The sequence below is a fragment of the Tepidibacter sp. Z1-5 genome (assembly GCF_037844525.1).
In the GTDB taxonomy this organism is placed as follows: Bacteria; Bacillota; Clostridia; order Peptostreptococcales; family Peptostreptococcaceae; genus Tepidibacter_A.
Map to the genome: position 1 here is coordinate 28,708 of NZ_JBBMMD010000045.1, position 26,108 is coordinate 54,815.

The window sequence follows — 26,108 nt, forward strand, 5'->3', positions numbered from 1 at the left end:
CACAGAAAACATACCTTCCCAAATTCAGAAAATTATAACTGTTAATTATTTTAATATAATCCTTTTTTTTCATATTATTTAACTTTTGATATATATTCAGTCCATCTATATATACAACCAAATTCCACTTTTTTGATTTTACAATTTTATCTTTGCTATCCATTTTTGTTCCATTGTATGCGTTTTGTTACAATGATAAAATTGTAAATGACTTACAAAGGAGGAATTCATAATGAAAAAACTAATATCGAGCTTGATTTTTGCAGCTCTGCTACTAGGTAATTCTACTTCCTATGCACAGTCATATCTTATGCATACGGTTCAAACCGGGGATACCTATGCTTCTATTGCAAAAGAGCATAATGCAAGCGTTGATGCTATTCGTTCATTAAATAATGATTCAGGATACTCTCTTTACGCTAGAAGTTTATTAAAAATCAAACCTATACAAAACCAAAAAACCATATCTATAAAAATAGATGGTCAAATTGTTTCTACAGATCAATATCCTTATATAGAAAATGCTCGTACATTTGTTCCAATAAGATTTATCGCTGAAAAATTAGGTGCAAATGTATCATGGAACAATAGCTCACAAGAAGCTATATTGGAATATGAAGACAAGAATATCAAATTGCCAGTATATTCTAGTACAGCTAATATAAACGGATCTTTTGTATATCTTGATGCTCCTGTGAATATATATAATTCAAGAACATTTGTACCTGTTAGATTTATAGCTGAGACATTTAACTGTTCTGTTAGCTGGGATAGCTATAACTATATAGTGGATATCAAAACTAAAGGCTACATACCTTCTCATGAAGATGTAGTTAAAGATAATACACCTAACTACTCTAGTGAGGACTTATATTGGCTATCTAGATTAGTCGAAGCAGAATCTCAGGGAGAACCCTACGAAGGAAAACTAGCAGTTGCTAATGTTATAATGAATAGAAAGAATAGCGACTTATTCCCCAGCAGTATAAAAGGTGTTATCTTCGATAATAACTATGGAATTCAATATACTCCTGTTGCTAATGGTAGAATATATAATACACCTTCAAATGATAGTATTCAAGCTGCAAAACAGGCACTTGAAGGACACAATAATATATCAACATGTCTTTACTTTTTAAATCCACAAAAATCAACTAACAATTGGATAGTTTGGAATAGATCTTATTTTAAAACAATTCAAAATCATAATTTTTATTTATAGTCTGTAGAAAAAGGGATGGATCAAAATGATTTCTTTAATCATTTTGATCCATCCCTTATATATATTTTTTGAATCTATAGTTAGCATTTATTAAAGAGCTAAATTTGCAACTATTTTTGAACAACGAAGTGCGTAGGACTCGTTGGCGATATGAGACATTCGATAGCATGAAGCAAATTTTTTATTTCCCTTTTTTTGGTCATTTCTGTATAATTAACTTATATTATTTAATAATACTAAAGAAGGAGTGATTAAATGAATAGTTTTAATAAAAATCTAGAAAAATATGCTTCACTCGCAGTTAAAGTCGGTGTTAATATTCAAAACGGACAGACTCTTATAATTAACTCTCCTATAGAATGTTCTGAGTTTACTAGAATAGTAGCTAAATGTGCTTATAAAAATGGAGCTAAAAATATTCATGTAAGATGGAGCGATGAAGATTTAGCTCTTATCAAATATTTAAACGCACCGGATGAAGTCTTTAATGAGTTTCCAAAGTGGGAAGCTGATGGTCTTGAAGAGTTAGCTAAAAACGGTGCTGCAGTTATATCTATATCAGCTTCTAATCCTGAACTTTTAAAGAATGTAGATCCAAAAAGAATTGCAGCTGCTAACAAAGCAAGATCTCTTGCTCTTAAAAATTATAGAGAGTACATAATGAACAGCACAATATCTTGGTGTGTAATTTCTATTCCAACTAAAGCTTGGGCTAAAAAAGTATTCTCAGATGTATCAGAAGATGAAGCAGTTCAAAAACTTTGGGATAATATATTCAAAATAGTTAGAGTTGATAATGATGATCCTATAAAGGCTTGGGACGAACATCTTAATACACTTAATAGTAGAGTAGACTTTTTAAATAATAAAAACTTTAAATCGCTCCACTTTAAATCAAGTGTTACAGACCTTAATATAGAACTTCCAAAGGATCATTTATGGGCTGGTGGCGGAGAATATAATAGTAAGAAAACTTATTTTGTTGCAAATATGCCAACAGAAGAAGTATTTACATTGCCTCTTAAAACTGGTATAAATGGAACTGTTAAAAATACTAAACCTTTTAACTATGCAGGTAACTTAATAGATAACTTTACTTTAACATTTAAAGATGGTAAAGTTGTAGACTTTAAAGCTGAAGTTGGTCATGAAACTTTGAAAAAATTATTAGAAACAGATGACGGTGCTTGTTATATTGGTGAAGTAGCTTTAGTTGCTTATGACTCACCTATATCAAATTCAACTATAGTATTTTATAATACTTTATTCGATGAAAATGCATCTTGCCACCTAGCATTTGGAATGGCTTATCCTACATGTATAAAAAATGGAACTCAGATGAGTTCTGAAGAGCTTCAAAAAGCTGGTGCTAATGATTCATTAATCCACGAAGACTTTATGATAGGTTCTGATGATATGGATATAGTAGCTGAAACTCATGATGGAGAAAAAGTTCAAATATTCGAAAATGGTAATTGGGTGATATAACAAAAAAGTAGCTTGTAAATACAAGCTACTTTTTTAAGAATTTAATCTTGTATTTTTTATTTTTTCCATTATCTTAGCTTTTTTTCCCATCAAGCCATGTACTTCATTTATAAGAAGATTATCTTTTTTGTGTCCTTTCTCTATATAATACATAGATACAGCTCCAAGTCCAACATGAGTTCCAACCGCTACTCCCATTTGCATAATATATATATCACCTTTAAAATCAGTTTCTTGATTTACCTTATTTTTTAAATTTTCAGCAACACTAATATCAGATGTATATCCTATTATTATAAAATCTGTAGCTTCTTCATCGTTTCTACTTATAAATTCATCTATATAATGTTTTAAAACTCTTTTACGTCCTCTTTCCTTTGCTACTATTGCTCCCTTTCCTTTTTTCATAGTCATTATAGGCTTAATTTTTAATATTTTTCCTATAAAAGCACTTGAATTCGAAAGCCTTCCACTTTTTATTAAATGATCTAAATCATCAACAGATAAAAAATGTTTAACATTCATCTTATACGTTTCATTGAATTCTACTATTTCTTCAAAACTCATTCCTTGCTCTTTTAATATAGCACTCTTTAGAACTAACCATCCACTTCCATGACTCATACACTTTGAATCAACTATATGAATCTTAACATCCGATCCTTCATTCTCATCATAAAAATAATCCTTAGCTATAACTGCTGATTGATAAGAACCACTAGTACCGCTTGACATGCATATACATATTATATGTGTGTATCCATTTTCTACAGATTCATTCATTATCTTCAAATATTCTGTAGGACTTGGCATAGCAGTTGTTGGTTCTTTAGTTAAATTTTCAATTATACTATAAAATTCATCCGTTTTTATATCTATTCTATCTCTATATGTTTTCCCATTTATATTAATCGTCAACGGAGCTATCCCAATACCATACTTATCTATTAAATCTTGAGATAAATCACAGGTTGAATCTGCTATAATTTTTATCATAAATACCCTCCAATAGTTATCTTATTCTATGTATATATATTATTTTGTCATTATAATCGAAATATACATCATAATGTCCCTAACTTCCCTCTATGCTATTATACATTCCATACATCGATTTTGTAATATTTTTTAGAAAAATTAATTAATTTATAATTATAAAAAAATAAGATACATTTTTTCAATTTTCAAAAAAATAGCTACCTAAATCTCGCTTGTACGAGATCTGGGTAGCTACTTTTTATTATATTAACAACCTTCTACACCTTCACATAAACATTCTTCTTCCAATATTATTTCATTCTTTTTAAACCACATAATAATCTTATACATAAGTATTGGTCCAATAACAGTAACAACAGATTTTACAATTACTATATAATGAAAGTTTTTAATAACCTCTGTAAATATAGAAGAAACTATTATACCCACTCCATTGTTTATAAAATGAGCAAACATGCTTATGTATATAGACTTTGTTTTTAAATACAAATAACCGAATATAACTCCAATAAAAAAAGCATTAATTGCTTGCTGTAGATTCATATGCATTACTGCAAATAAAAGAGCAGATACTATTATACCTATTTTATCATTGTACTTTCTGCTAAGTCCTTTAAGTATTATTCCTCTATAAATTAATTCTTCGTATATAGGTGCTACTATACATATAGAAGCAAATGCTATAATAGGGTATCTAAGCAATTTATCGAAAGCTGCTTGGATATTCTCATTAACTGGTATTTGATCTATAAATATACCTATACTATTATCAAATATTATTCTAAATAAAACAATTATAAGTATAGTATATATATAATATTTTTTAGAAATATTTATATTCTCTCTTTCCTCAACGTCTTCCTTCGCAGAATACATTTTTAAAAGCAACTTAACCATTATAATTTTAACTATTAAACTACCAATACCTTCAATATAGAATATCATATCCGGAGAACTTATAGAAAATATACTTTCTACTATATAAATTGGTATCATCAAAAAATCTGAAAATATATGGAGTATAAATATCCATATAGCTCCTAAAATTCCTATCTCTGTTACTTTACTATTTCCAATATCTAAGTTTTTGATTAAGTTCATCAGTGCTCTTCCCCCTCTTGTCTTCATAGTCTTAAGAGTCAATTGTATACTAAAATTCTTAAATTTATCTTAATTTTATAATTATATTATATAAAAAAGTCTTCCTTTGAAGATTTTAATCATAGGCTTTTTTTGAAATTCGTAACGAAAATTATATCTATCGCCAATTTAAATAGGAATATAATTTCCTACTCATTATAAAAAGTGTTGGCATAGAATTATGCTAACACTTTTTTATATTTTATATATTTACTTAAACCAATAGCCAAAAAATACCCAATTGTAGATAAAATTATTATAGTTGCTCCTGATGGAATATTGTACTGATAAGATATTAGTAGTCCCAAAACATTAAATACTATACCCAACAATGTGGACAGTAGCATAATATTTTTAATGTCGTAAGTAAAGAGTTTAGCTATAGCTGGTGGTATGGTCAAAAGTGCTATAGATAGTATTATTCCCACTACTTTTATTAGCACTACTATGCTAAGGGCTATCAATATAAATAAAAAGTACTCTAAAAATCCTGTATTTATACCTAACACCTTAACAAATTCTTCATCAAATAAATAAGCCTTCCAGTAATTAAATATGCTAAATATAGATATGAGTATTATTAAACTCAATATTATCATTATTTTTATATAAATAGATGATACCGTTAGTATATCTCCAAATAAATAAGATGTCATATCAGGTGGATATCCAGGCGTTAAAGCTATAAATAATATTCCAAGAGCCATTCCAACCGACCAAAACATACCTATTAAAGCATCTGAATTAGTATTAGTCTTTCTATTTATAGTGGATATTCCAACAGATGCAAACACTGAAAATACAAGTCCTCCTATTATAGGCTCAATCCCTAGTAAATACCCCAGTCCTATACCTCCAAATGAAACATGTGCTATACCCCCACTCATACTTACAAGCTTTTTTTCAACTATTATTGTACCTATTATCCCACACACTACACTACTGAGTATAGCAGCCATTAAAGCATTTTTCATAAAGTTATAATTAAATAATGTTTCTATCATGCTCCCCCTCCTTACGCCTAACTACTCCCTTATTCAAATAAACTACTCTATCAGTATACGAAACAATCTCTTCCATATCATGAGTAACTATTATTATGGTCTTTTCTTTTTTTATTTTAGATAACATTTCATAAATCTCTATTTTCGCTTTAAAATCTAGACTTGCAGTGGGTTCATCTAATACTAATATCTTAGGATCTATCATAAGAGCTCTCGCTATTAATACCTTTTGAAGTTGTCCTCCTGATAACTGTCCAATTTGTCTATGTTCAAACCTTAGTATTCCTAATTTGTTCATAATATCTCTAGCTCTATTAATATCTTCTTTAGAATATTTTTTAAATAACTTGATTTTATTAGATAAATTCCCCATAAGTATTACATCTAATACTTTTATAGGAAATTGCTTATCAAAAGATGTAAATTGTGGAACATACCCAATAGACACATTATCTTTTAATAAAATGCTTCCACTTGTAGGCTTTAATATTCCGAGTAAAACCTTTAAAAGAGTGCTTTTTCCAGCTCCATTAGGACCTGTTATTCCTACAAATTCTCTACTTCCTATCTTTAAATTTATATCTTTCAAAGCGCATACATCTCCATAATTTACGCTCAAATTTTTCATTTCTATATCATTCATATATAATCCTCTCCTAATTTAAAACTTCCTTAAACTTATCAGATATATGTTTTAGATTTTTTATATAATCAGGACTTAAAGGAGATACCTGTAGGCTCTCTCCACCTATTTCATAAGCTATAGTCTCAGCCTGTTTGCTGTCAAACTCTTCTTGATAAAATACAAACTTAATATTATTTTGTTTAGCAAAGTCTATTATGTTCTGAAGTCTTTTAGAAGTAGTTTCCTTACCATCTTCTTCTATAGCAACCATATTTAAATTATAATCATCTGCAAAATATCCAAAAGATGGGTGATATATTATGAAAGATTGTTTGCTAACATCACTAATAATATCCTTAATTTCTTTATCAACTTCATCTAACTTAGATATGTAATCCATAGCATTTTTTTCGTATATTTGCTTATTATTAGGATCTAATACTACTAGCTCATTCTTAATTTCATCAATCATCACTTTAACTCTCTTTGGAGATAACCATATATGAGGGTCTCGACCTTCGTGGTCATGTTCATCCGAATCGTGTTCTTCGTCAAACATTCTATCTGGATATACTTTCCTAACTTTATCTTCTAAATGCACTACTTTTATATTCTCATCTAAACCTTCGATCATCGGAACTATATTAGACTTTTCTGTTGGAACTCCTATTGAAAAATAAACTTGAGATTCACTAAGCTTGGACATCTGCTTAGGTGTAGGCTGATAATTAGCCGGACTATATCCCGGAGGTATCATAACCTCAACGTCAACTAAATCTCCTCCTACTGCTTTTACAAATGTTCTTTGTGGCACAATCGCTACAGAAACCTTTATAGTATTATTTCCCAAATTACTATCTTTATTACTATATACTTCTTTATTTGAACATCCTCCAATTAAAAATAATCCTATTAAAATAACTATATAAATTAAATTTTTCTTCAAAATTTTCACCCCTTTGTTAATTAGCAACAATTATCATTATCATATATTATAATAACATATTTACTTAATTTGTCAATATGATTGCCTACTCATTATAATAAAGAGGTATGGTTAATTAACCATACCTCTTTATTATTCTCTTATATCTTTGTCTGTAAACCTTAATATTTCTATTTTTTATCAATATATGAAACTGCATTAAGTGCTGCAACCTGACCTTCTCCTGCAGCTTTTATATATTGATATGGTTTTCCTATACAATCTCCAGCTGCAAAACATCCTTTTATATTCGTATTCATACCTCTATCTACTTTTATATGTCCCTCTTCAACTTCCAGCCCAGGAACTAAGTATTTAGGCGATATACTATTTCTTATAAAAAATATCCCATCTACATCTATTTCCGAGTTTCTAAGTATAAGCTTATTAGCCTTCATCTTACCGCATACCTCAATAGGTATATCCTTCATAATCTCAATGCCATCAACTAACTCATACTTACCATTATACATAGGTATATAATATACCTTAGATGCTATTTCCATTAAAAAGTTAGCTTCTTCCTCAGCTTCTTCATTATAACCTACTATAACTACCTTTTTCCCTCTATATAAAGCTGCGTCGCAAGTAGCACAATAACCTACTCCCTTACCCAAAAATTCTTCTTCTCCTTTTATAGGCTTTGCATACTCTATTCCAGTGGCAAGTATTACTGTAGTTGCCTCATAAGTTTTTTCATTCACCATTAGGGCAAAATAATCTCCCATAGCATATACATTATTAATTCTTTCCTCTATAATTTCAATCCCCATCTTGTCTATGTGGGATTTGAAGATATCCTTTAAATTTTCACCAGTTATATCATGAATACCTAAGTAATTATCTACCTTAGGTGCTTTTACTATCTTGTCACTTAAATTGCTGTTTCCAAATACTATTATTTTTTTATTTCTAATTTTAGCATTTATAGCCGCTGACAATCCAGCTGGCCCACTTCCTAATATAGCTATATCATACCTCATAAAATTTTACCCTCTTATAAGTGTGTTTCTATTTGGGACTTTATCATATCCTTAGGTCTAAATCCCATTATAGTATCCACTGGTTTTCCATTTTTAAACACTATCATTGTAGGAACACTTGTTATTTGAAATTTCTCAGCTAAATTTATATCTTTATCTATATCAACTTTCATAAACTTAACCTTATCACCAATTTCTTCATCTAAATCTTTAAACACAGGAGCTAGCATTTTACAAGGTCCACACCATTCCGCAAAAAAATCTACTACAACTACACCATTATCATTTTCTACGTTTTCGTTAAAATCATTAGTATTTACAACTTTTATCATAATTAAATTCCTCCCAATTTAAATTAATTTTATATTCATTATATCCATACTATACTCTTTTATTATGAATATGTCAATATCGTAATATATAGATATTTAAATTGATTTTTCTTTTACTTTTATTACTTTACCCAATAATATATGAGTTAATCAACAATATTATTTTATTTTTTAAAGGGAAGTTTTTTTATATAATTTGTTCTTTTAAAAAAAACTTATGCAGTTTATGAGAATGTGTACTTAGTGATTTTTTGATAATTTCTTCATCTATGACTTTCTTGTTATTTATATAATCATAATAATCATATATACAAAGAAGAGATGCTTTAGTATGTCTTAAACCTTCAGTTAAATTACTTTCCATATCCAAAAAATCCTTTTTAGAATTTTGCTCAATAGCATATGTAGGTTGACCTATCCAACGAATACCACTATATCCCTGTTTAATTTCTTCTTCTACTACAAATTCAACCTTTTCTTTAAGCTTTTTTACTCCACCAGTTTTGTTTATATCTATAAGTTGTTTGATAGATTGTAATTTTAAATGTTTGTCATATATTCCAAAATTCTTTAAGTATTTTTTTAAGTCTTTGTACAATTCAGGCTTCATATATATATATATCACTTCATTATTATCTATTCCTATTTTTATATACTGAATCATATTTGCAAAGAGATGATCTTTTCCGTAATAATAAAAAGTAGAATGAGTACCCATTATATTTTTCAAATTCATTAAGCAAGTATCTTGTATAGACTTAATATACTGAAATTTAACTATTAATTCATCTAATTCTTCACTTAGCTTTATAACCTCTTGATCTAGTAAGTTTTCATTTTTTTCAACTATAATACTATTTAATTTTTGACGAGTTAACTCAATCTCTTTCTCTAAATCATAGCAATCTCTTTTTTCTAAATTATCAGAACCTATATTCATAAGAATCATCCCCTTTCGCTAAAACATTACATTCTTATCTATATTATAGCATTTTTGGTATTTTTTGATATAGATTATTAGGCAAATTATAATATTATTTTCTTATAGGTAATTCCCTTTATTTTAAAAATAATTCCCATAAATAAAAAGATTCTACCGACGCCGAGGCCACTGAAAAACTTATTGTTTTTCAATGAACTTAAACAAATATAAAAAAAGATGGCTCAAATTTATTCTTTAAATTTTTGAGTCATCTTTTTTTATGGAATAAATCCTTTTTCAACCCTGTTTTTTAACCTAATAGCTTCAATATTCGCTTTAAGTTTGCCGTGAATATAGCCATTGCTCCTTGTCTTTCCATGCCAATAAGACCCGAAGACGATGCAACATCATACCTGTGTCTGTGTTTTAATTCGCTATTTTTAGCTTCTATTTTATATCGCTCTTTTGATTTTTCTTTAAAATAGTCACTTTCTTGAAATTTTGCTTGTTCTGTGTGTTCAGCTGATTTAATTCTTACAGAATAGCTCTTACTTTTAGCCCCTTTCTTATAGCATCCTTCTTTATATGGACAACATTTACACTTTTCTATATCAAAATAATATGTAGTAGTTTGATTTGCTGCAGTAATAATTCGTTCTTCACTCATCTCAATATGTGTTTTATAACCAAAAATGAAGAATCCACAGTTTTATGACCAATTTTTGCGTCTTCATCTTCCGATATTCGTAAGTGCTCTATATCATCTGCTAAGGTCTCTTTCAAAATATTCAATTTTTCTTTAACTTTAGGATAGTTTGATATATAATCTTCTTTTTCTATAACATCAATAAGTTTTTGGCAATATTCTATTTCATCTTCTAAAATATTTGTTGTTGTTTTAGTTGGAAATTTTGATTTAATACTTTCATCTATTGTATATACTGATTTTCTCAGTTTTTTAGATCTATCCATTAAGATTTCTTTAGGCGATTTTTGATTATAACGTGCTTTAGTATGAGTAGCATCTACAATTATAGAGTTACTCTTTATAATACCTTTCTCTATAGAAATCTCAACAGTTTTATTTATAAGCATATCTAAAAGATTCATATCTTTTATAGGATCAATCGCTACGCGACCATTATCAACACAATACTTTGAAGTCAACTCATCTTTAATTTTTTATATTAGAATTATGCACAATAAAAAGGTATAACATTCATATAATGAAGTGAACGCTATACCTTTTTAAAATAAGAACACTTTTTCAGTGGCCTCCCGACGCATACAGAAATTTTTATATTTTCTAGATTATTTTCATATTATCCTATCTCCCCTATACTCACACACTTATTATAATCAAGAATAGATAAATTATAATTCGATACAGTTTCGTCAAGATAAATTTGAGCTTTATATAAATTATTAAATGCTTGCTTTACTTCTATTAATGTTGTCATTCCAGCATTATATGAGCTTTGCTTTAATCTCAGTTGTTCCTTTTCTTTTTCTACCTGATACTTTGCAATATCTATCTGTCTTTTAAGAACATTCACTTCATCATATTTTGATTTTATATCAAATTCAACATCACTTTTAACCTCTTTTAAAAGATTTTCTACTTTTACTACATTTCTTTCCTTATATTTATAGGTATATGTGTTTTCTGAGTATTTTATTGCATTAGTTTCAAAATCCAGTTTTGCAATTTCATATTTATTCTTTATTTTAATCATATCAAATCTATTTTTATACGCTTTTTCTAAATCCTTATTTAAGTCAGAAAGAAAATCTGCTTCATTAAAATCAGATGTAAGCTCAATTTCTGTATCAAGAGAATAGCTTAATTGCTTATTTAATTCTCTTAGAGATTTTTTTGCATCATTACTTGCTCTTTCTAAAGTTGTTTTTGCTTCACTTAAATTAATGTCAGCCATTATTAAATCTGATTTTGATGCTAATCCAGCATCAAATTTTTTATTTACTATGTTTTTATTATTTTCAACATTTTCTAAATTATTTTGTGCTATAAAAAGCTTATCCCTTGCTTGAATTGCTAAATAATAATATTTCGTTATATTATATTTTAAATTTTCTATTTTATATTCCTTTTTTATTTTCTCCTCTTGAAATTCATACTCAGCATTTTTAGATACCATATTTGCATCTAATTGAAATCCTTCTATTGTTCCTGAGAAATTGTCATTATTTCCTTTTTTATACTTTTTCTCTCTATAATTTGCTTGATTTAATTCTATTTCTTTTATCTGAATATCTAAATCACTTAATTTAATTTCATTAGAGTTTTTTATTCCTTCTTTTATTGCCTCTTCAATAGAAAGTTTTTTTATATCCTCTGATTTATCTTGAGCATACACTCCTGTTGAAGATGTTATCAGTATACACAATAAAAATGTACCCAAAATAACTTTTTTCATATTTAATCCCTCTTTTTATATCTATTATTTTTATCTTAATTGAAAGCATTCCTTTATTTCCTTTATTCCTGGAAGGAAAAATTCAATTATTCTTCTTGTACCTGTCTTTACTTCTACAACTGCCGTCATTCCTGTTGAAATATTTACTTCTTTTTTTTCAACAAAAATTGAATTTTTTGATGGTTTGATTAAAGCCTTATAAACATATCCCATTTTTTCATTTTGAACTGCGTCTGGGCTTATATGTACAACCTTACCTTTGATTGTTCCATATTTTTGAAAAGGAAAAGTATCAAGTTTTATTTCTACTGACTGCCCTACATTTACAAATGCTATATCTTTATTCAATATCATACCTTCAATAAGCAATTCTGAGTCATCTGGAACAACTGTTACAATAGGCTTTCCTGTTTCAATTACTCCTCCAATAGTATTTACACTTAGACTTTGTACTGTTCCATCTACGGGTGAAACAATAGTCTGTCTTTGTATACGATTTTTTATTTTTTCTAATTCTTTTTCCATAGTTTGTATTGTTTTATCCTTTTCTACTATTTCCTTCATAGTATTCTTATCATAATCTAATGAACTAATTATCTTTTGATTTTTATTTAGTTCTACTTGCTTTTCATAAATATCTATCTTACTCTTTTGAATTTCCATAGACTGCTTCGCTAAATCAAGTTCATTTTTTTTATCTATATATTGTTGCTGAGGTATAGAATCATCTTCATATAGCTTTTTTAATTTCTGCTCTTCTTCACTTAATATTTGTATCTTTAATTCAATTTGCTTTAAATTTTGCTTTTCTACTTCAAACTCTTTTATAATTTTTTCTGTACTATTCTCATAAGCTTGTTGTTTCTGATCCTGTTGAGCTTCCTTCATTTTATTGTATTCTAATTGTCTTGCTAACTCATCTTTTTTTATATTTCCATTATCCTTAAGCTGTAAGTTACCTTTATTAAATGTAGTAAGTAGCAATTTTCTTTCAACAAATGTTGTATTTAAAGCATTTTCTATTTTATCTTTTTCAGCCTCTAAAATAGATGTATCTAATTTCATTATAAGCTGTCCTTTTTTCACTTTTTCTCCTTCTTTAATATCTATAGATGTAATTACTCCACCGTCTGATGCTTGTATTACTTTAACATTTCCATCTGGAATTACCTTTCCAGCAACTATAGCAACTTCATCTACCTTTCCAACTATAGACCAAATAATCGCAATTATTATTATTAAAGCAACTATCCAAATAACTAATTTCCCAAGTGGTGATTCAGGTGTTTCTATAATTTCTAAGGCCGAAGGAAGAAATTCCTTTCGTATATCTTTCTTTTCAAATAATCGCATTTTTTCCCTCCAATTCATAAAAACTTTTTTAATTATTATTTTGCTCCTGATCTTGTTGATTGAATAAATAATGATACAATCCTTTTTTATTCATTAAATCAGCATGAGATCCCGCTTCTACTAGATTTCCTTTATCTAATACCATTATTGCATCTGCATTTTTTATCGTTGAAAGTCTATGTGCAATTATAAGAACTGTACGCCCTTTACAAATTTTTGATAAATTCTTTTGAATAATATTTTCAGATTCATAATCAAGTGCTGAGGTTGCTTCATCAAATATTAATATTGATGGATTTGTAATAAGCGCTCTAGCTATTGCTATTCTCTGACGCTGTCCTCCAGAAAGTGCTGTTCCTTTTTCTCCTACTTGTGTATCATATCCTTGTGGCGTTCCAAGAATAAATTCATGAGCTCCTGCAAGCTTAGCACAATAAATTATTTCCTCCATACTTGCCTCTGGCTTATTAATACAAATATTATCCTTTACAGATCCATTGAAAAGAAAGCTTTCTTGAAGCACAACACCAATTTGGCGTCTTAACCAATGTGGATCTGCCATTGAAATATCCACTCCATCCACCATTATTTTTCCACTTTCAGGAATATAAAGACGTTGTATTAATTTAAACAAAGTACTTTTACCCGAACCTGATCTTCCAACAATTCCTATTGTTTTACCAGATGGTATTTTAAATGATAAATTTCTTATAGCTTCAGGTGTATTAATTCTATATCTATAGGTAACATTTTGAAATTCAATATTCCCTTTTATATTTGGTAATCTTAGCTTTTTTCCATCAAAATTTGGTTCTGTTTGTGTATTGAAAATATCTCCTAATCTTTCAATAGATACACTCATTTGCTGAAACTCTTGCCAAAGGTTTACAAGTCTTAATATTGGTCCACTTACATTTCCTGAAAGCATTCTAAAAGCAATAAGCTGTCCTACCGTTATTTTCCCACTTATAACCATATGAGTGCCCTTCCATAAAACGATTAAATCAAAGGCTCTTTGAATAAATTGTGCTATAGCATTTGAATTACCTGCTGTAATTGATGTTTTAAAAGAAGAATTTGTATAATCTGCAACTTTATCTTCCCATCTTTTTTGACTTAAAGGCTCTAGTGCAAAAGATTTGATTGTTTGAACTCCAGATACACTTTCCACTAAAAAACTGTGCATTTCAGCATTATATTTAAATTTTTCTTCTAGCTGATTTTTAAAAATTGGTGTTACAATTAAAGATAATATAATAAAAATAGGTAATGATAATAAAACAATATTTGTTAGCGTCTTACTATATATATACATTACAACAATATAAACTACTAAAAAAATAATATCTATTACTGTTGAAAGAGGAGCTCCGGTTAAGAAACGTCTAACATTTTCTACCTCTTTTACTCTAGCAATTGTTTCTCCAACTCGTCTTGATTCAAAAAACTTAAGTGGTAACTTAAATAAATGATCAAAAATTCTTGCACTAAGAACCACATCTATCCTATTTGTTACATGTGAAAAAACATAATTTTTAGACATATTTAAAAACATTTCAAATATTATAACAATAAAGAGTCCTGTCATTAAAACCTTTAAAGTTGTAAATCCTTTATGAACCAATACCTTATCAACAATGGTTTGAATTATAAGAGGAGATACTAATCCTATAATTTGAAGTATAAATGCTGCTATTAAAACATCTATAAAAGATTTTTTAAATTTAAGTATTGTTGGTATGAACCACTTTACTCCAAATTTTATATTTTGAAGCTTATTGTCTTTGTTCTTAATTAAGATGATTTTCCCTGTACAAATTTTTTCAAATTCTTCTTTATTAATTTCCTCAGGCTTTTGCTTTTGTGGATCAAATATCATTAACTTTTCTTTATTTGCTCTTGCAAGTACAATAAAATCCCCTTCTTTTGTCTCAATCAATATTGGTAAAGGGCATTTTATCATTTTTGAATATTCCATATTTGTTATTTTTGCCTTTAACCCGACTTTTTTGCTAATTAAGAGAATATCTTCGGCACTTACATCTTTTCCTTCTAAAGCGAAGTCATGATTGATTTGTTCTTCATTTAAAGCAATATGATTGATTTGTGCAACAACAATTAAACTATTCAATGATTTTTTAAAATTTTCATTTTCCATTTATTCCTCTCCTTCGCTTTTAAATTAAATATTTTTTATTTGTTATAAAAAGAGACTAAGAACATTAGTCTCTTTTTATACTCAGTTATTTAATTTGTCGGATGATTAAAAGCTATTGTTTAAAATATTATATGCTGCAGCTCCATTAGAGCTTGCTAATACATTATTATTATTTTGTATATTTTCCTTCATTGCATCTTCCCAGCTTACGCCTCTTTCACTTTCAAATCCAGCCATTTGATCAACTAATAAATCAATTTTATTTTTTGTAATACTGCTTCCGTCTGCATATTTTATGTCTAGTTTACAATCTTTTTCTGAATACCAATTATTAACAGTAATTGAATTACTTTCTCCAATTACCTTTATAATTAAATTATCATTCTCTCTTTCAAAGAAAATATCTTCTTTTCTTTTGTCTTCAAAGGAAATAATATCATTTCCATCTCCTGGATCATATATCATATCGTTGCCAAAGCTACCTTCAAACTTATATGTATCAGTTCCATTTCCTCCAAATAGCATATCGTTTCCTTCGCTTCCAACTAATGTATCATCTCCTTCTCCAGCAGTAATCATATCATTGCCTTCATTTCCAACTAATGTATCATCTCCATTTTCTCCAAATAGCATATCGTTTCCTTCTCCACCTACAATATTATCATTTCCTTCGTCTCCATGAATACGATCATTTCCTTCATATCCATATATAGAATCGTCTCCATCTTTACCTTCTAAATGATTATCTGCATAATTCCCCTTAATAGAATCACTTAAATTACTTCCTATAACACTCTCAAATCCAAGTACGTTATGTTTTGATCCATCTCCAAATTCAGCAGTACCAAATTTAAGATCTATGTTAACATTTAGATCACTTTTACTATAATCTACTCTGTCATATCCATTTCCCCCAGATACATTTATAATTATACCGTCATATACACCTCTATTTCCGCTATAGTCATAAACAATATCATCTCCGTCTCCAGCATGAACATTACTGTGACCTTCTATAGCATAAATTGTATCATTTCCTTCTTCTCCATATAATTCATTAAACCCTTTTCTACCATCTATATAATCATCTCCAGATCCACCATAAATGCGATCTTGATAATCACTTCCATAGATACTATCATTACCATCCTCCCCATTTATGTAAGAGGCTACAAATCTGTCTTCATCAGGAGTATTATATGAATTCATATCATCACTGAAAATCAAATCATCTCCAGATCCACCATAAATTTGATCTTTTGATTTTCCTCCAATAATTAAATCATTTCCATCTCCACCATAAATTTGATCAAAACCGTTACCGCCTACTAAATTATCATTTCCATCTTGACCATTTAATTCATCATCACCTTCTCCACCATTAAGAAGGTCAGCTTCACTTCCTCCAATAATACTATCATTCCCCTTATATCCAAAAATACTATTTCCGCTTGTTTCAAACCCGTTGATTGTATCATTATTCTTACTTCCTTTAACTTGTTCTATAGAAGTAATATTATGATTACCTATACTAGTATCTGTATTAGATTCAAAAAACTCAACTTTTTGATTTTGAAGATCTACTGAAACAGATCCATCATATCTGCTATAATCTACGCAATCTATTCCTTCTCCTCCATCTACTGTTGTATTTAAATGGTTATCCATAAGTATGTCTTTTCCTGCTCCACCATAAAGGTTGTTTCTTCCTTCTTTTCCATTTAGAATATCATCTCCATCATTACCATATAATGCATCGTTTCCTTTTCCCCCTGCTAGGAAGTCATTTTTATTTCCTCCTATTATTTCATCGTTTCCTTCATTACCCTCAATCATATTTTCACTATTTAAATATCCAGTGAAGGTATCATTTCCTGTACCTCCTTTTACTCCTTCAATAGATTTTAAATTGTCCATAAACCTTCTACCGACACTATATCTCTCTCCAGAATTAAAATTCAGCTTAATATCTTCATCAATATTACTAAAGTCTACTATATCCGTTCCTTCTCCTCCATCTATTACTTTAGTCATATAATTAATCTTAAGTGTATCATTTCCTTTTCCACCATAAAGTTCATCTCTTCCTAAAAGCCCTCCATCTAAATAGTCATTTCCATCATCTCCATATAACTTATCAGTTCCTATTCCTCCTATTAATATATCATTACCTTCCATACCATGGAATGTACTACCTATTTTTTCATTAGAATTTAAACCTAAGCTTATAACCGCTTGCTTAAAACTTCTATCATTAAGAAAATCATATGAAGTATCAATCCTATTATGTATCAAAGGTTTTAGATTGTCCATCACTACATTAATTTTTTCATTTTCTTCCGAAGTAGATAATCCATTTCCACTCATGTAATCATCATTATTTGTACCATTTACAATATTCTCATAAACTGATCCTATAAATTCAAGTCTACTTTTTGTAACATCTGTAAAATTAATTTCATTTTTACCTGCTTTAGGTGCAATTAATCTTATTGTTTTTGGTTTATCAGAAGAACTATCTTCTTGTATATGATTTATTATATTGTGAGCATATTTGGTAGAAGGAAGATAAATTTCTTCAAAATTAGATAATGTAACAATAGTTGAATTATTTACAGACCCGACATGTCTAACATCTAATTTATTAGACCCAGAATAAAAGTCTCCTTTATATAATTGATGATTTTTTTCTGTAATATTTCCTAAATTTGCCCCATCATGTCCTTCTCCACCATCTACCTTCGCATATATATTTTTAGCATCCTTTGCTCTAAGAGTTTCTTTAAATTCTACTATATCGTCACCACCATTTAATTGAATTTCTTGATTTATAAAATTCATAAGCTTAGTAACTAAATAGTTTCTAGTGTTACCCATATCTACATAATTCTGATTAATTTTTGTACCATTTAAATCTTTTGCAATCTTATCTGCCATTGTTTTACTTATATCTTCGTGATAAAATGAATCTATTTTGCCTGTTCCTTTTTCACCTACGTCTAAGCGAATCTCCCTTTTTTTGTTACCTTCCTCTTTAAAATGGTAACCTATTGCATTAGTATGTGTTTCTCCATTTACGTGTGTTTGTCTATATAGTGTTGTATTATAATTATTTCCTTCAACTATGTTTCCAACCGTTCCAGGTGTCTGATAAGTTTCATATGTGAATGCATTAGCACCCATTTCTTTTATTACTTCGTCTGCATATTTTCCAACTTGTTCTATTACCCTACTTTCAAATAGATGCTTAAAGAAATCTGGTTCTGTCTTATAATCATTAGTAAGCTTTTCAAATAAATCCTTTTGTAATTTTAACGTATAACCAGGTGAAAACGTGTTAATAATTGGTGTTGCATTTAATGCAGAAATCTTGTGCAATGTTGAATAAGTATCTCTATCTATATCATTATTTGCTGAATGTTTTAGTTCTTCTAATTTCATTGCTTTTATTATTGAAGGTACATCTGGCATAAGTGGAATAGATGATACCATTATAGCCATTGAAGCCGTAAATTTTTGTAGTGAACTAGCATCTGAAGGTAGACTAGCAATCTGTCCAGCAGACGATACTACTGCACCTACTCCTCCTATTATAGCACCTGCTATTGCACCTATAGGTCCTGCAAATGCTAAACAGTTTGCTAGAAGACCTAATGTATTACCTATTACATTAGTTATATGCCTCGCATTAATCTTCCCTTCTTGCCCAGCAGTTATTATGTCATATAAACTAAAGCCTAAACCATACGCACTTAATCCTACTCCTAGCGCATTTAATCCTGTATTTGCAGCATTATTAATTGAACCGAATCTACTACCTGGATTATAAACTTCTGAAGTGTTTGATCCTAATGAAGGTTTTGATCCTGAATTTGGTACATCTACATCTCCTGTTGGTTTGTAGCTTGTTCCTGTAATACCTGTATCTGGATCTACTGCTGCATTATAGTTTTCTCTTGCTAAATTAAAATCATAACTGCCATAACCCATAACCTCTCCAAAAGCATTATTAAGTTTATTTAATTGTGTACGTAACTGTCTTGAAGTTATTGAACCACGTCCTACATTAGGAATATCAACATCTACAGGTTTATTAGGTATATCAGCATCTATAGGTTTATTAGAAATACCATCATCTGCTATTGGCTTATATGATGTCAACTCTACGTCTGGATCTATGTCTAAATTCCTAACTACAGCATTTTCAAGATCATAACTTCTTGTTGTAATTGTAGTATCACTCACCGTCATATATCTTTCGAGAAATCTTTCTGCAAATGTTTCTCCTTTTAAGCTTGGATCCATTTTAGCTGCAAATATACTATATCCAAGACCAAATGTATCCACTGCAATCCCTGCTGCATCTTGTGTTAAACGAAGAATACTTTTTTTACGATCCTTTGTATTTCCCCATACAATTTCATTCAATAAATTATAAACAAAATTATTCATACTTATTGGCCCTGCTATTTGACTTGGTAAGCCACTTGCTGCACCTACTTGATTTAAACGTCTAAATAAATCAGCAGGATCATTAATTCCATTACGCATAAAAATAGTCTTTATTGCTGTTAGAGATTTCATATATTTAGCGTAATTACCAAAACTTTCTTTACCAGTTATTCTTGATAAGTTTGTATAGGCTGATTCCATGTCCCCTTGCACTCTAGCAAGTTCTTCTGATAATTCATTTAATAATGGATCAAGTTTGAACTCTTCATTATTTACATTTTCTGCATTAGTATTATCATTTAAAATCGCTCCTTCATCTGTATTTATATTATTTTCGTTAATAAAATCTGTTACTGAACTTTTTTCTGTTTCCATATTTTCTGCCTCCATATAAATTTCAGTTTTTCGTCAAAAAAAAACTTTTCTCGACAAAACAATTCTTTTTTTTACATTATATACCTCTCTTTATAATTTTCAATACTTTTTTGAAAATTCTTTCAATTTTAGTTCATATATCCTACTTAAATATCTGCTTATATAAAATGGTATATTTTTAAAACTTAAACTTATTTATCTATAGAAAAAATAATTGTTAAATATTGTAAAAGCACAAAACCTCTTGAATAAATTTACATTTGAACAAAATAAAAATATTTATACAAAATAATGTTAATATCCTATACTTATTCTAAATTTTCCTCATGCGTAGCCTTTAATTTTGACTCTGGATTTAAAAAAATGCAGAATAATTCAAGAAAATCACATAGAAATTGCTTTAGTTGTTTAACTGTGAAAATTTTCAATTTAAACTGCTCGATTATAGTTAATATAAAATTTTATTTACTTATTCTAATTATTTAATATTAATGAAATCTTAAAATTTTCTTAAAAATATCAAATGCTAATCATATAGTTTTTCTTGAATATATGAGTATATAATTTAAAATGTGTAAACTCGCTAAAATAGTTATAATCTAGATGTAATAAAATTATCATATATACAAAAGGTGCATGTGAAAATAGTTTTATCAAAACACTATTTTCACATGCACCTTTTAATATAGTTCATTTAGCTTTATATACTCTAGAATTATTATCTACAACCTCTACAATAAGTCCTTTATTCATCATATCTTTTATCATATTTTTAATAAATACCCTTGGATCAGTTACTGTAATTTTATTCTTACTCCAAAATAAAGACGCTTTTGTTCCCTTAATAAGGTTTTCTATATCTGCTATAGTTAATTTCTCTTTTTTCTTAAATTCATTCATTACTTTATTCTCTATTTTCTTATATAAATTATTCAATAATTCCTCATTCTTTCTTTGTTGCTTAATGTATCCCCATGACAGTAAAAAAGCAAATGTTACAGCCACTAATAATATCTTGAACACAAAATTCATCATACTAATCACTTACCTTCTCAAGTGTTATAAAATTATTGTTTCTTAAAATATTTATATAAGTTCCCAATCTCTCATAAACAGGTTCAGATTTTTTCCCAAACTCGTCTTTTAAACTACTACCTATATCTTCAATATTATTCTTTCCATCTATTAGTTTCCAAACCCAACTTCCTTGCTCATCTAAATCTATTTTCATTTCTTTTGGAGTTTTGAAGAAAAATCTAACTATTTTATCTAATACTCCGTCTCTAGGTATAATAATTTTAACAAACCCGTCTTCATTTGTTTCCCATTTATATTTACCCGTTTTTTTAGGAACTAATTCCAAAAAGTTATCATCTTTTTTTATTTTGTTAGCCATTTTGTCACCTTCTTTTTATAAATTCTTAGTAAGTAAAAAAGTTCTTCTCTGAAGAACCTTAAATGTAAACTTTTTTGAAACTCATAACGGAATTTATATTTATCCATAATTTAAAGAGGATATTAAATATCCTCTTTTTTATTATACTATTAATTTTTCTTTAATACAGAATGCTTCATTAATGAATATATCAGTAAAGCAAAGAACGCAATTGATCCTAATTGTCCTAAGTCAACTCCAAGGTTCACATTCCATCCTGCTACTGCAAATACTGCTAGAAGAATTCCAATTAAACCTTCTCCAGCAATTAAACCTGATGCATATAAAATTCCTGATTCAATTTTATCTTTGAATCCTCTAGCTTCTTTATTTTCATGAATAGCTTCTTCTCCACCTACTTTGTTTAACTTCTTATCTAATACTCCTCTTATTAATCCACCTGCCATAATAGGAGTACTTAAATGAATTGGTAAATATAAACCTATTGCTATAGGTAGAACTGGAAGTCCTAATAATTCAATAGCTACTCCTATACCAACTCCTGTAAATACTAAAGCCCAAGGTAGACTTCCACCCATAACCCCTTCTATAACAAGCTTCATAAGAGTTGCTTGAGGTGCTGGTAATTCAGCAGATCCAAATCCCCATGCTTGGTTCAATAATGTTAAAACAGAACCTATTGCAATAGCTGCAGCTAATGCTCCGATTATCTCTCCATACTGTTGCTTTTTAGGTGTCGCTCCTACTAAAAATCCTGTTTTTAAATCTTGAGATGTATCCCCTGCCATGGCAGCGATAATACATATTATAGCACCTACTGTTAATGTAGCTATCATTCCTGTTTGTCCATCATTTCCAGTTGATTTAAATATAATAGCTGTGATTATTAATGTAGCAATAGTCATACCAGAAACTGGGTTTGACGAACTTCCTACAAGACCAACTATTCTTGATGATACAGTTGCAAAGAAGAAACCTAATACAGCAATCAGTAAAGCTCCACCAAGTCCTACAGGTATTATTGGAAGCATCATCATAGATAATATAATTACTAATACCCCTATTAAAACAATCTTCATAGACATATCTTGCTCTGTTCTTTTTAATGAAGATACGCCACCGCCAGCAGAGTAATCCTTCATAGCATCTTTAAATGTTTGAACTATTAATGGTAAAGATTTTATTAAACTGAAAACACCACCAAAAGCAACTGCTCCAGCACCAATATATCTTATATAATAATTCCATATTCCCCAGTATCCTAATTCACTAATAGGTACAGATGCAGGATACATTATAACTTCTCCCATACCACCAATATTTGAAATCAATGGTATTAATCCAAACCATCCTATAACAGCACCAGCTAACATATAAGCAGAAATAGTAGGTCCTATAATAAATCCAACCCCTAAAAGTGCTGGTAAAACATCTGCTCCAATAGCAGCGTCCTTGTATCCTTTGATTGTTGTTTCAATTTCACTTGGAAATAATTTCATTCCATCAGCTATAAATTTGTATAATGCTCCAACACCTAGACCTGTAAAACAAGCTTTAGCCTTGTCTCCTCCTTCTTCTCCAGCAAGAAGTACCTCAGCACAAGCTGTTCCCTCAGGATAAGGTAAAACACCATGTTCTTTAACTATTAGAGCTTTTCTTAAAGGAACCATAAATAATACTCCTAAAATCCCACCACATAAAGCTATAGTTGTTATAGTTAATAAACTTGGAGTTCCCATATCCCACTCTTCTAACCAAATATAAAGAGCTGGTAATGTAAATATAGCTCCTGCTGCCAATGACTCTCCAGCAGAACCAATAGTTTGAACCATATTGTTTTCTAAAATAGATTCTTTCTTTAAAACCCCTCTTATAAGTCCCATAGAAATAACTGCTGCAGGAATAGATGCACTTATTGTCATTCCTACTTTTAATCCTAAGTATGCATTAGCAGCGCCAAATACAACAGCTAATAAAATACCTAATATTATTGATGTGATTGTAAATTCTGGTAAAACTTTGTCTGCAGATATAAAAGGTTTAAATTCTTTCTTTGCAATATCTTCTTTTGCCATATTGTAACCCCCTTCTTTTAATTTTTAAAAATATATAACTTCACATACTATTATATATTTTCAAAATATTTTTTTACTTTTTATCACTTTTTTCTCTGAATAAAATTTCTGAATAATCGAAAAAGATGTCTATTCAGACATTTTTTTATCTATAACTCTATATTTATTTTTAGGCCTTCCGATTTGACCATATACTGGAATGAGTTCTAATTTCTCATGCTCAATAAGGTATTGAACATATCTATGTACGGTTTGATAAGCCAAATTCATACCACTAGCAATATAGTCTATAGTTACATCCTCATCTTGATTTAAGAGAAAATCCCATACTAAACTTAAAGTAGCAGGACTAATTCCTTTATCTACAAATGCATTAGCTCTCTCTTCAATACTCTTTTTAGTCACTTCATGAATTTTCAAATTAACCTTTATTCTAGATATTAAATCTGGTGCTTTAATAGGTTTTATTGCAAAATCAGTAGCTCCTACCTCAATAAATTTATCTGAAATTTCCTGTCTCTCATCAACTGTCAAAACTAGAATAGACACAGCTGGGTTCATATGTCTAATTTTTTTAACAGTATTTATTCCATCCCAATCTGGCATATGATAATCTACAATAACAAGCTGTGGGTTATATTTTTTGCAAAGTTCATATCCTTTTTTTCCGCTAGTTGCAGTTAATACGTCATATCCTCCAAATTCACATATTTCTTTTATCGTATATAAAATATCCTCTTCATCATCTATTACTACAATTCTTATTTTGTTTTTACTATTCACCACAATCACCCCTTTTATTTTTAATGTCATTAGCTGATGGTAAATATATTGTTACACAAGTTCCTTCTTCTAGTTTGCTTTCAATGCTTATAATCCCATTATGATCCTCTATAATCTGTTTTGCAAAAGGTAATCCAAGTCCAGATGTTTTACAAGTGGAATACCCTATTTCCCATATCTTCTCAAGGTCTGATGGCTTTATTCCTATCCCATTATCATATATATATATCTTGACCCCACCTTCTACCTTCCTTACCTTAATTATTATATGTTTAAATTTATGAATGCAAGGAACTACAATTGCATTTTCAACGATATTTATAAGCGCTCTAACAACCCTTACCTTATTTACATAAATTAAAGGCAATTGGGTTTCTAAATCAATATCAACATTTAAAAATTCATCTTCAATAGGTATTTGAGCCTGAATATATTGAATCAGCTCCTCCACCTTAAGTTTTTGACGAGACTCTTCATATAAAAAGCTTGAAATCATCTCACCCATTTTAGTAATAGCCCCTTCTATACGTTCACTATACTCTATTAATTTGTCCTTATTATTACATATTGGAATCAATGAATTTAGACCTTTAATGGTAACTAGTGGAGTTTTTAAATCATGTGCTAAAGATTTTATTTCTTGATATATTCTATTCTCCATTGCCTTAGATTTAATTAGCTGAATATCCCTCTCTTTTTTATAATTTTCCTCAAGAATCAATATATTATGAGCATAAATCATAAACAAAGATGCTGTAATAGATGCTAAGAATGTAAATGGTAAAAAGAAAGAAAACCCTATAAAATTTAGTACAGATTCTGATTTAAGATACTCTCCAGCTATTTTAATACTCATCGATATATCACTTTGTCCAATTTGTAAAAAAGAAAAAGTAGGCATTATATTTAGCCACTGAAATGCAAAAAATACCTGAATCGCTATTATAGTAGTTTGTATAAACTCAAATGATGAATAATCTTGCTCCTTTAGCAAAATCATAGTAGCAAACAATCCCACAATCATAGTTATAGGCTCCCAAGGAACAATAAAAAACACCTCAACAATTCTATTCAAAATAGAAAATACTACAATAACAAATACATATGTTTTAATGTGTGACATTTGATGTTTTTTATTTATTATAGATAACAAACTTATAGTACCCAAAAAAAACAATGTACTTTGAATAGAAAAAAGAATACTACTATAAGCTGAAGCTAAAATAAGATGTCCACTATCTCCTGTATATATAGCCTCTCTAATTTTCACAATAACATTAAACCAAAGAGAACTTGTAAAAAATGAGAATACAAATCCTATAACAATAAAACTAAAAGTCCTAATGTAAATCATATTATCTTTATTTTTCATAATCTG

At 29.0% G+C, this 26,108-nt stretch carries 19 protein-coding genes and 1 pseudogene; 2 read left to right on the forward strand and 18 right to left on the reverse strand.

From position 1 onward, the window contains the following. Positions 1-232 precede the first annotated feature (232 nt). Positions 233-1,222 (forward strand): stalk domain-containing protein, encoded by a 990-nt coding sequence (locus tag WJW32_RS10810; protein ID WP_340258172.1) that lies wholly within the window; start codon positions 233-235, stop codon positions 1,220-1,222. Between the two features lie 255 nt (positions 1,223-1,477). Next, positions 1,478-2,710, forward strand: coding sequence for an aminopeptidase (locus tag WJW32_RS10815; RefSeq protein WP_340258174.1), 1,233 nt, complete (start codon positions 1,478-1,480; stop codon positions 2,708-2,710). Positions 2,711-2,743: 33 nt separating this feature from the next. Here the strand turns inward: WJW32_RS10815 and WJW32_RS10820 are convergent, their stop codons facing one another. From WJW32_RS10820 to WJW32_RS10905, 18 genes and pseudogenes are all read right to left on the reverse strand, one after another. Beyond that, positions 2,744-3,706, reverse strand: a complete 963-nt coding sequence (locus WJW32_RS10820; RefSeq protein ID WP_340258176.1) for a DegV family protein — start codon at positions 3,704-3,706, stop codon at positions 2,744-2,746. Positions 3,707-3,955: 249 nt separating this feature from the next. Next, entirely contained in the window at positions 3,956-4,810 is an 855-nt protein-coding gene (locus WJW32_RS10825; protein ID WP_340258177.1) for a CPBP family intramembrane glutamic endopeptidase, read from the reverse strand. A gap of 218 nt (positions 4,811-5,028) precedes the next feature. Then, positions 5,029-5,853, reverse strand: a complete 825-nt coding sequence (locus WJW32_RS10830; protein ID WP_340258179.1) for a metal ABC transporter permease — start codon at positions 5,851-5,853, stop codon at positions 5,029-5,031. Then, positions 5,834-6,496, reverse strand: a complete 663-nt coding sequence (locus WJW32_RS10835) for a metal ABC transporter ATP-binding protein (protein WP_340258181.1) — start codon at positions 6,494-6,496, stop codon at positions 5,834-5,836. The genes WJW32_RS10830 and WJW32_RS10835 overlap by 20 nt, the downstream gene beginning before the upstream one ends. Before the next feature lie 13 nt (positions 6,497-6,509). Beyond that, the gene (locus WJW32_RS10840) at positions 6,510-7,424 is read right to left on the reverse strand and encodes a metal ABC transporter solute-binding protein, Zn/Mn family (protein ID WP_340258183.1); all 915 of its coding nucleotides are present in this window, start codon (positions 7,422-7,424) and stop codon (positions 6,510-6,512) included. Positions 7,425-7,594: 170 nt separating this feature from the next. Beyond that, positions 7,595-8,446, reverse strand: a complete 852-nt coding sequence (locus WJW32_RS10845; RefSeq protein ID WP_340258185.1) for an NAD(P)/FAD-dependent oxidoreductase — start codon at positions 8,444-8,446, stop codon at positions 7,595-7,597. Between the two features lie 14 nt (positions 8,447-8,460). Continuing rightward, positions 8,461-8,778, reverse strand: coding sequence for a thioredoxin (gene trxA, locus WJW32_RS10850; protein WP_340258187.1), 318 nt, complete (start codon positions 8,776-8,778; stop codon positions 8,461-8,463). Positions 8,779-8,965: 187 nt separating this feature from the next. Next, a complete protein-coding gene (locus tag WJW32_RS10855; RefSeq protein ID WP_340258189.1) occupies positions 8,966-9,718 on the reverse strand; it encodes an MEDS domain-containing protein in 753 nt (250 codons plus the stop codon). Between the two features lie 292 nt (positions 9,719-10,010). Next, a pseudogene (locus WJW32_RS10860) lies at positions 10,011-10,819 on the reverse strand (transposase); the annotation flags it as partial. Positions 10,820-11,022: 203 nt separating this feature from the next. Beyond that, on the reverse strand, positions 11,023-12,138 hold the full coding sequence (locus WJW32_RS10865; RefSeq protein WP_340258191.1) for a TolC family protein: 1,116 nt from the start codon (positions 12,136-12,138) through the stop codon (positions 11,023-11,025). A 30-nt stretch (positions 12,139-12,168) separates the two neighbouring features. After that, on the reverse strand, positions 12,169-13,491 hold the full coding sequence (locus WJW32_RS10870) for an HlyD family type I secretion periplasmic adaptor subunit (RefSeq protein WP_340258193.1): 1,323 nt from the start codon (positions 13,489-13,491) through the stop codon (positions 12,169-12,171). Between the two features lie 28 nt (positions 13,492-13,519). Further along, entirely contained in the window at positions 13,520-15,649 is a 2,130-nt protein-coding gene (locus WJW32_RS10875; protein ID WP_340258195.1) for a type I secretion system permease/ATPase, read from the reverse strand. Between the two features lie 105 nt (positions 15,650-15,754). Then, the gene (locus tag WJW32_RS10880; RefSeq protein WP_340258197.1) at positions 15,755-20,476 is read right to left on the reverse strand and encodes a calcium-binding protein; all 4,722 of its coding nucleotides are present in this window, start codon (positions 20,474-20,476) and stop codon (positions 15,755-15,757) included. Positions 20,477-21,166: 690 nt separating this feature from the next. Next, entirely contained in the window at positions 21,167-21,511 is a 345-nt protein-coding gene (locus WJW32_RS10885; protein ID WP_340258199.1) for a hypothetical protein, read from the reverse strand. A 1-nt stretch (position 21,512) separates the two neighbouring features. Then, the gene (locus WJW32_RS10890) at positions 21,513-21,872 is read right to left on the reverse strand and encodes a PqqD family protein (RefSeq protein WP_340258201.1); all 360 of its coding nucleotides are present in this window, start codon (positions 21,870-21,872) and stop codon (positions 21,513-21,515) included. A gap of 149 nt (positions 21,873-22,021) precedes the next feature. Beyond that, entirely contained in the window at positions 22,022-23,947 is a 1,926-nt protein-coding gene (locus tag WJW32_RS10895) for an OPT family oligopeptide transporter (protein ID WP_340258203.1), read from the reverse strand. Positions 23,948-24,076: 129 nt separating this feature from the next. Then, on the reverse strand, positions 24,077-24,730 hold the full coding sequence (locus WJW32_RS10900) for a response regulator (RefSeq protein WP_340258205.1): 654 nt from the start codon (positions 24,728-24,730) through the stop codon (positions 24,077-24,079). Beyond that, positions 24,723-26,102 (reverse strand): HAMP domain-containing sensor histidine kinase, encoded by a 1,380-nt coding sequence (locus tag WJW32_RS10905; protein ID WP_340258207.1) that lies wholly within the window; start codon positions 26,100-26,102, stop codon positions 24,723-24,725. Before WJW32_RS10905 ends, WJW32_RS10900 begins: the two co-directional genes overlap by 8 nt. Positions 26,103-26,108: the final 6 nt, after the last annotated feature.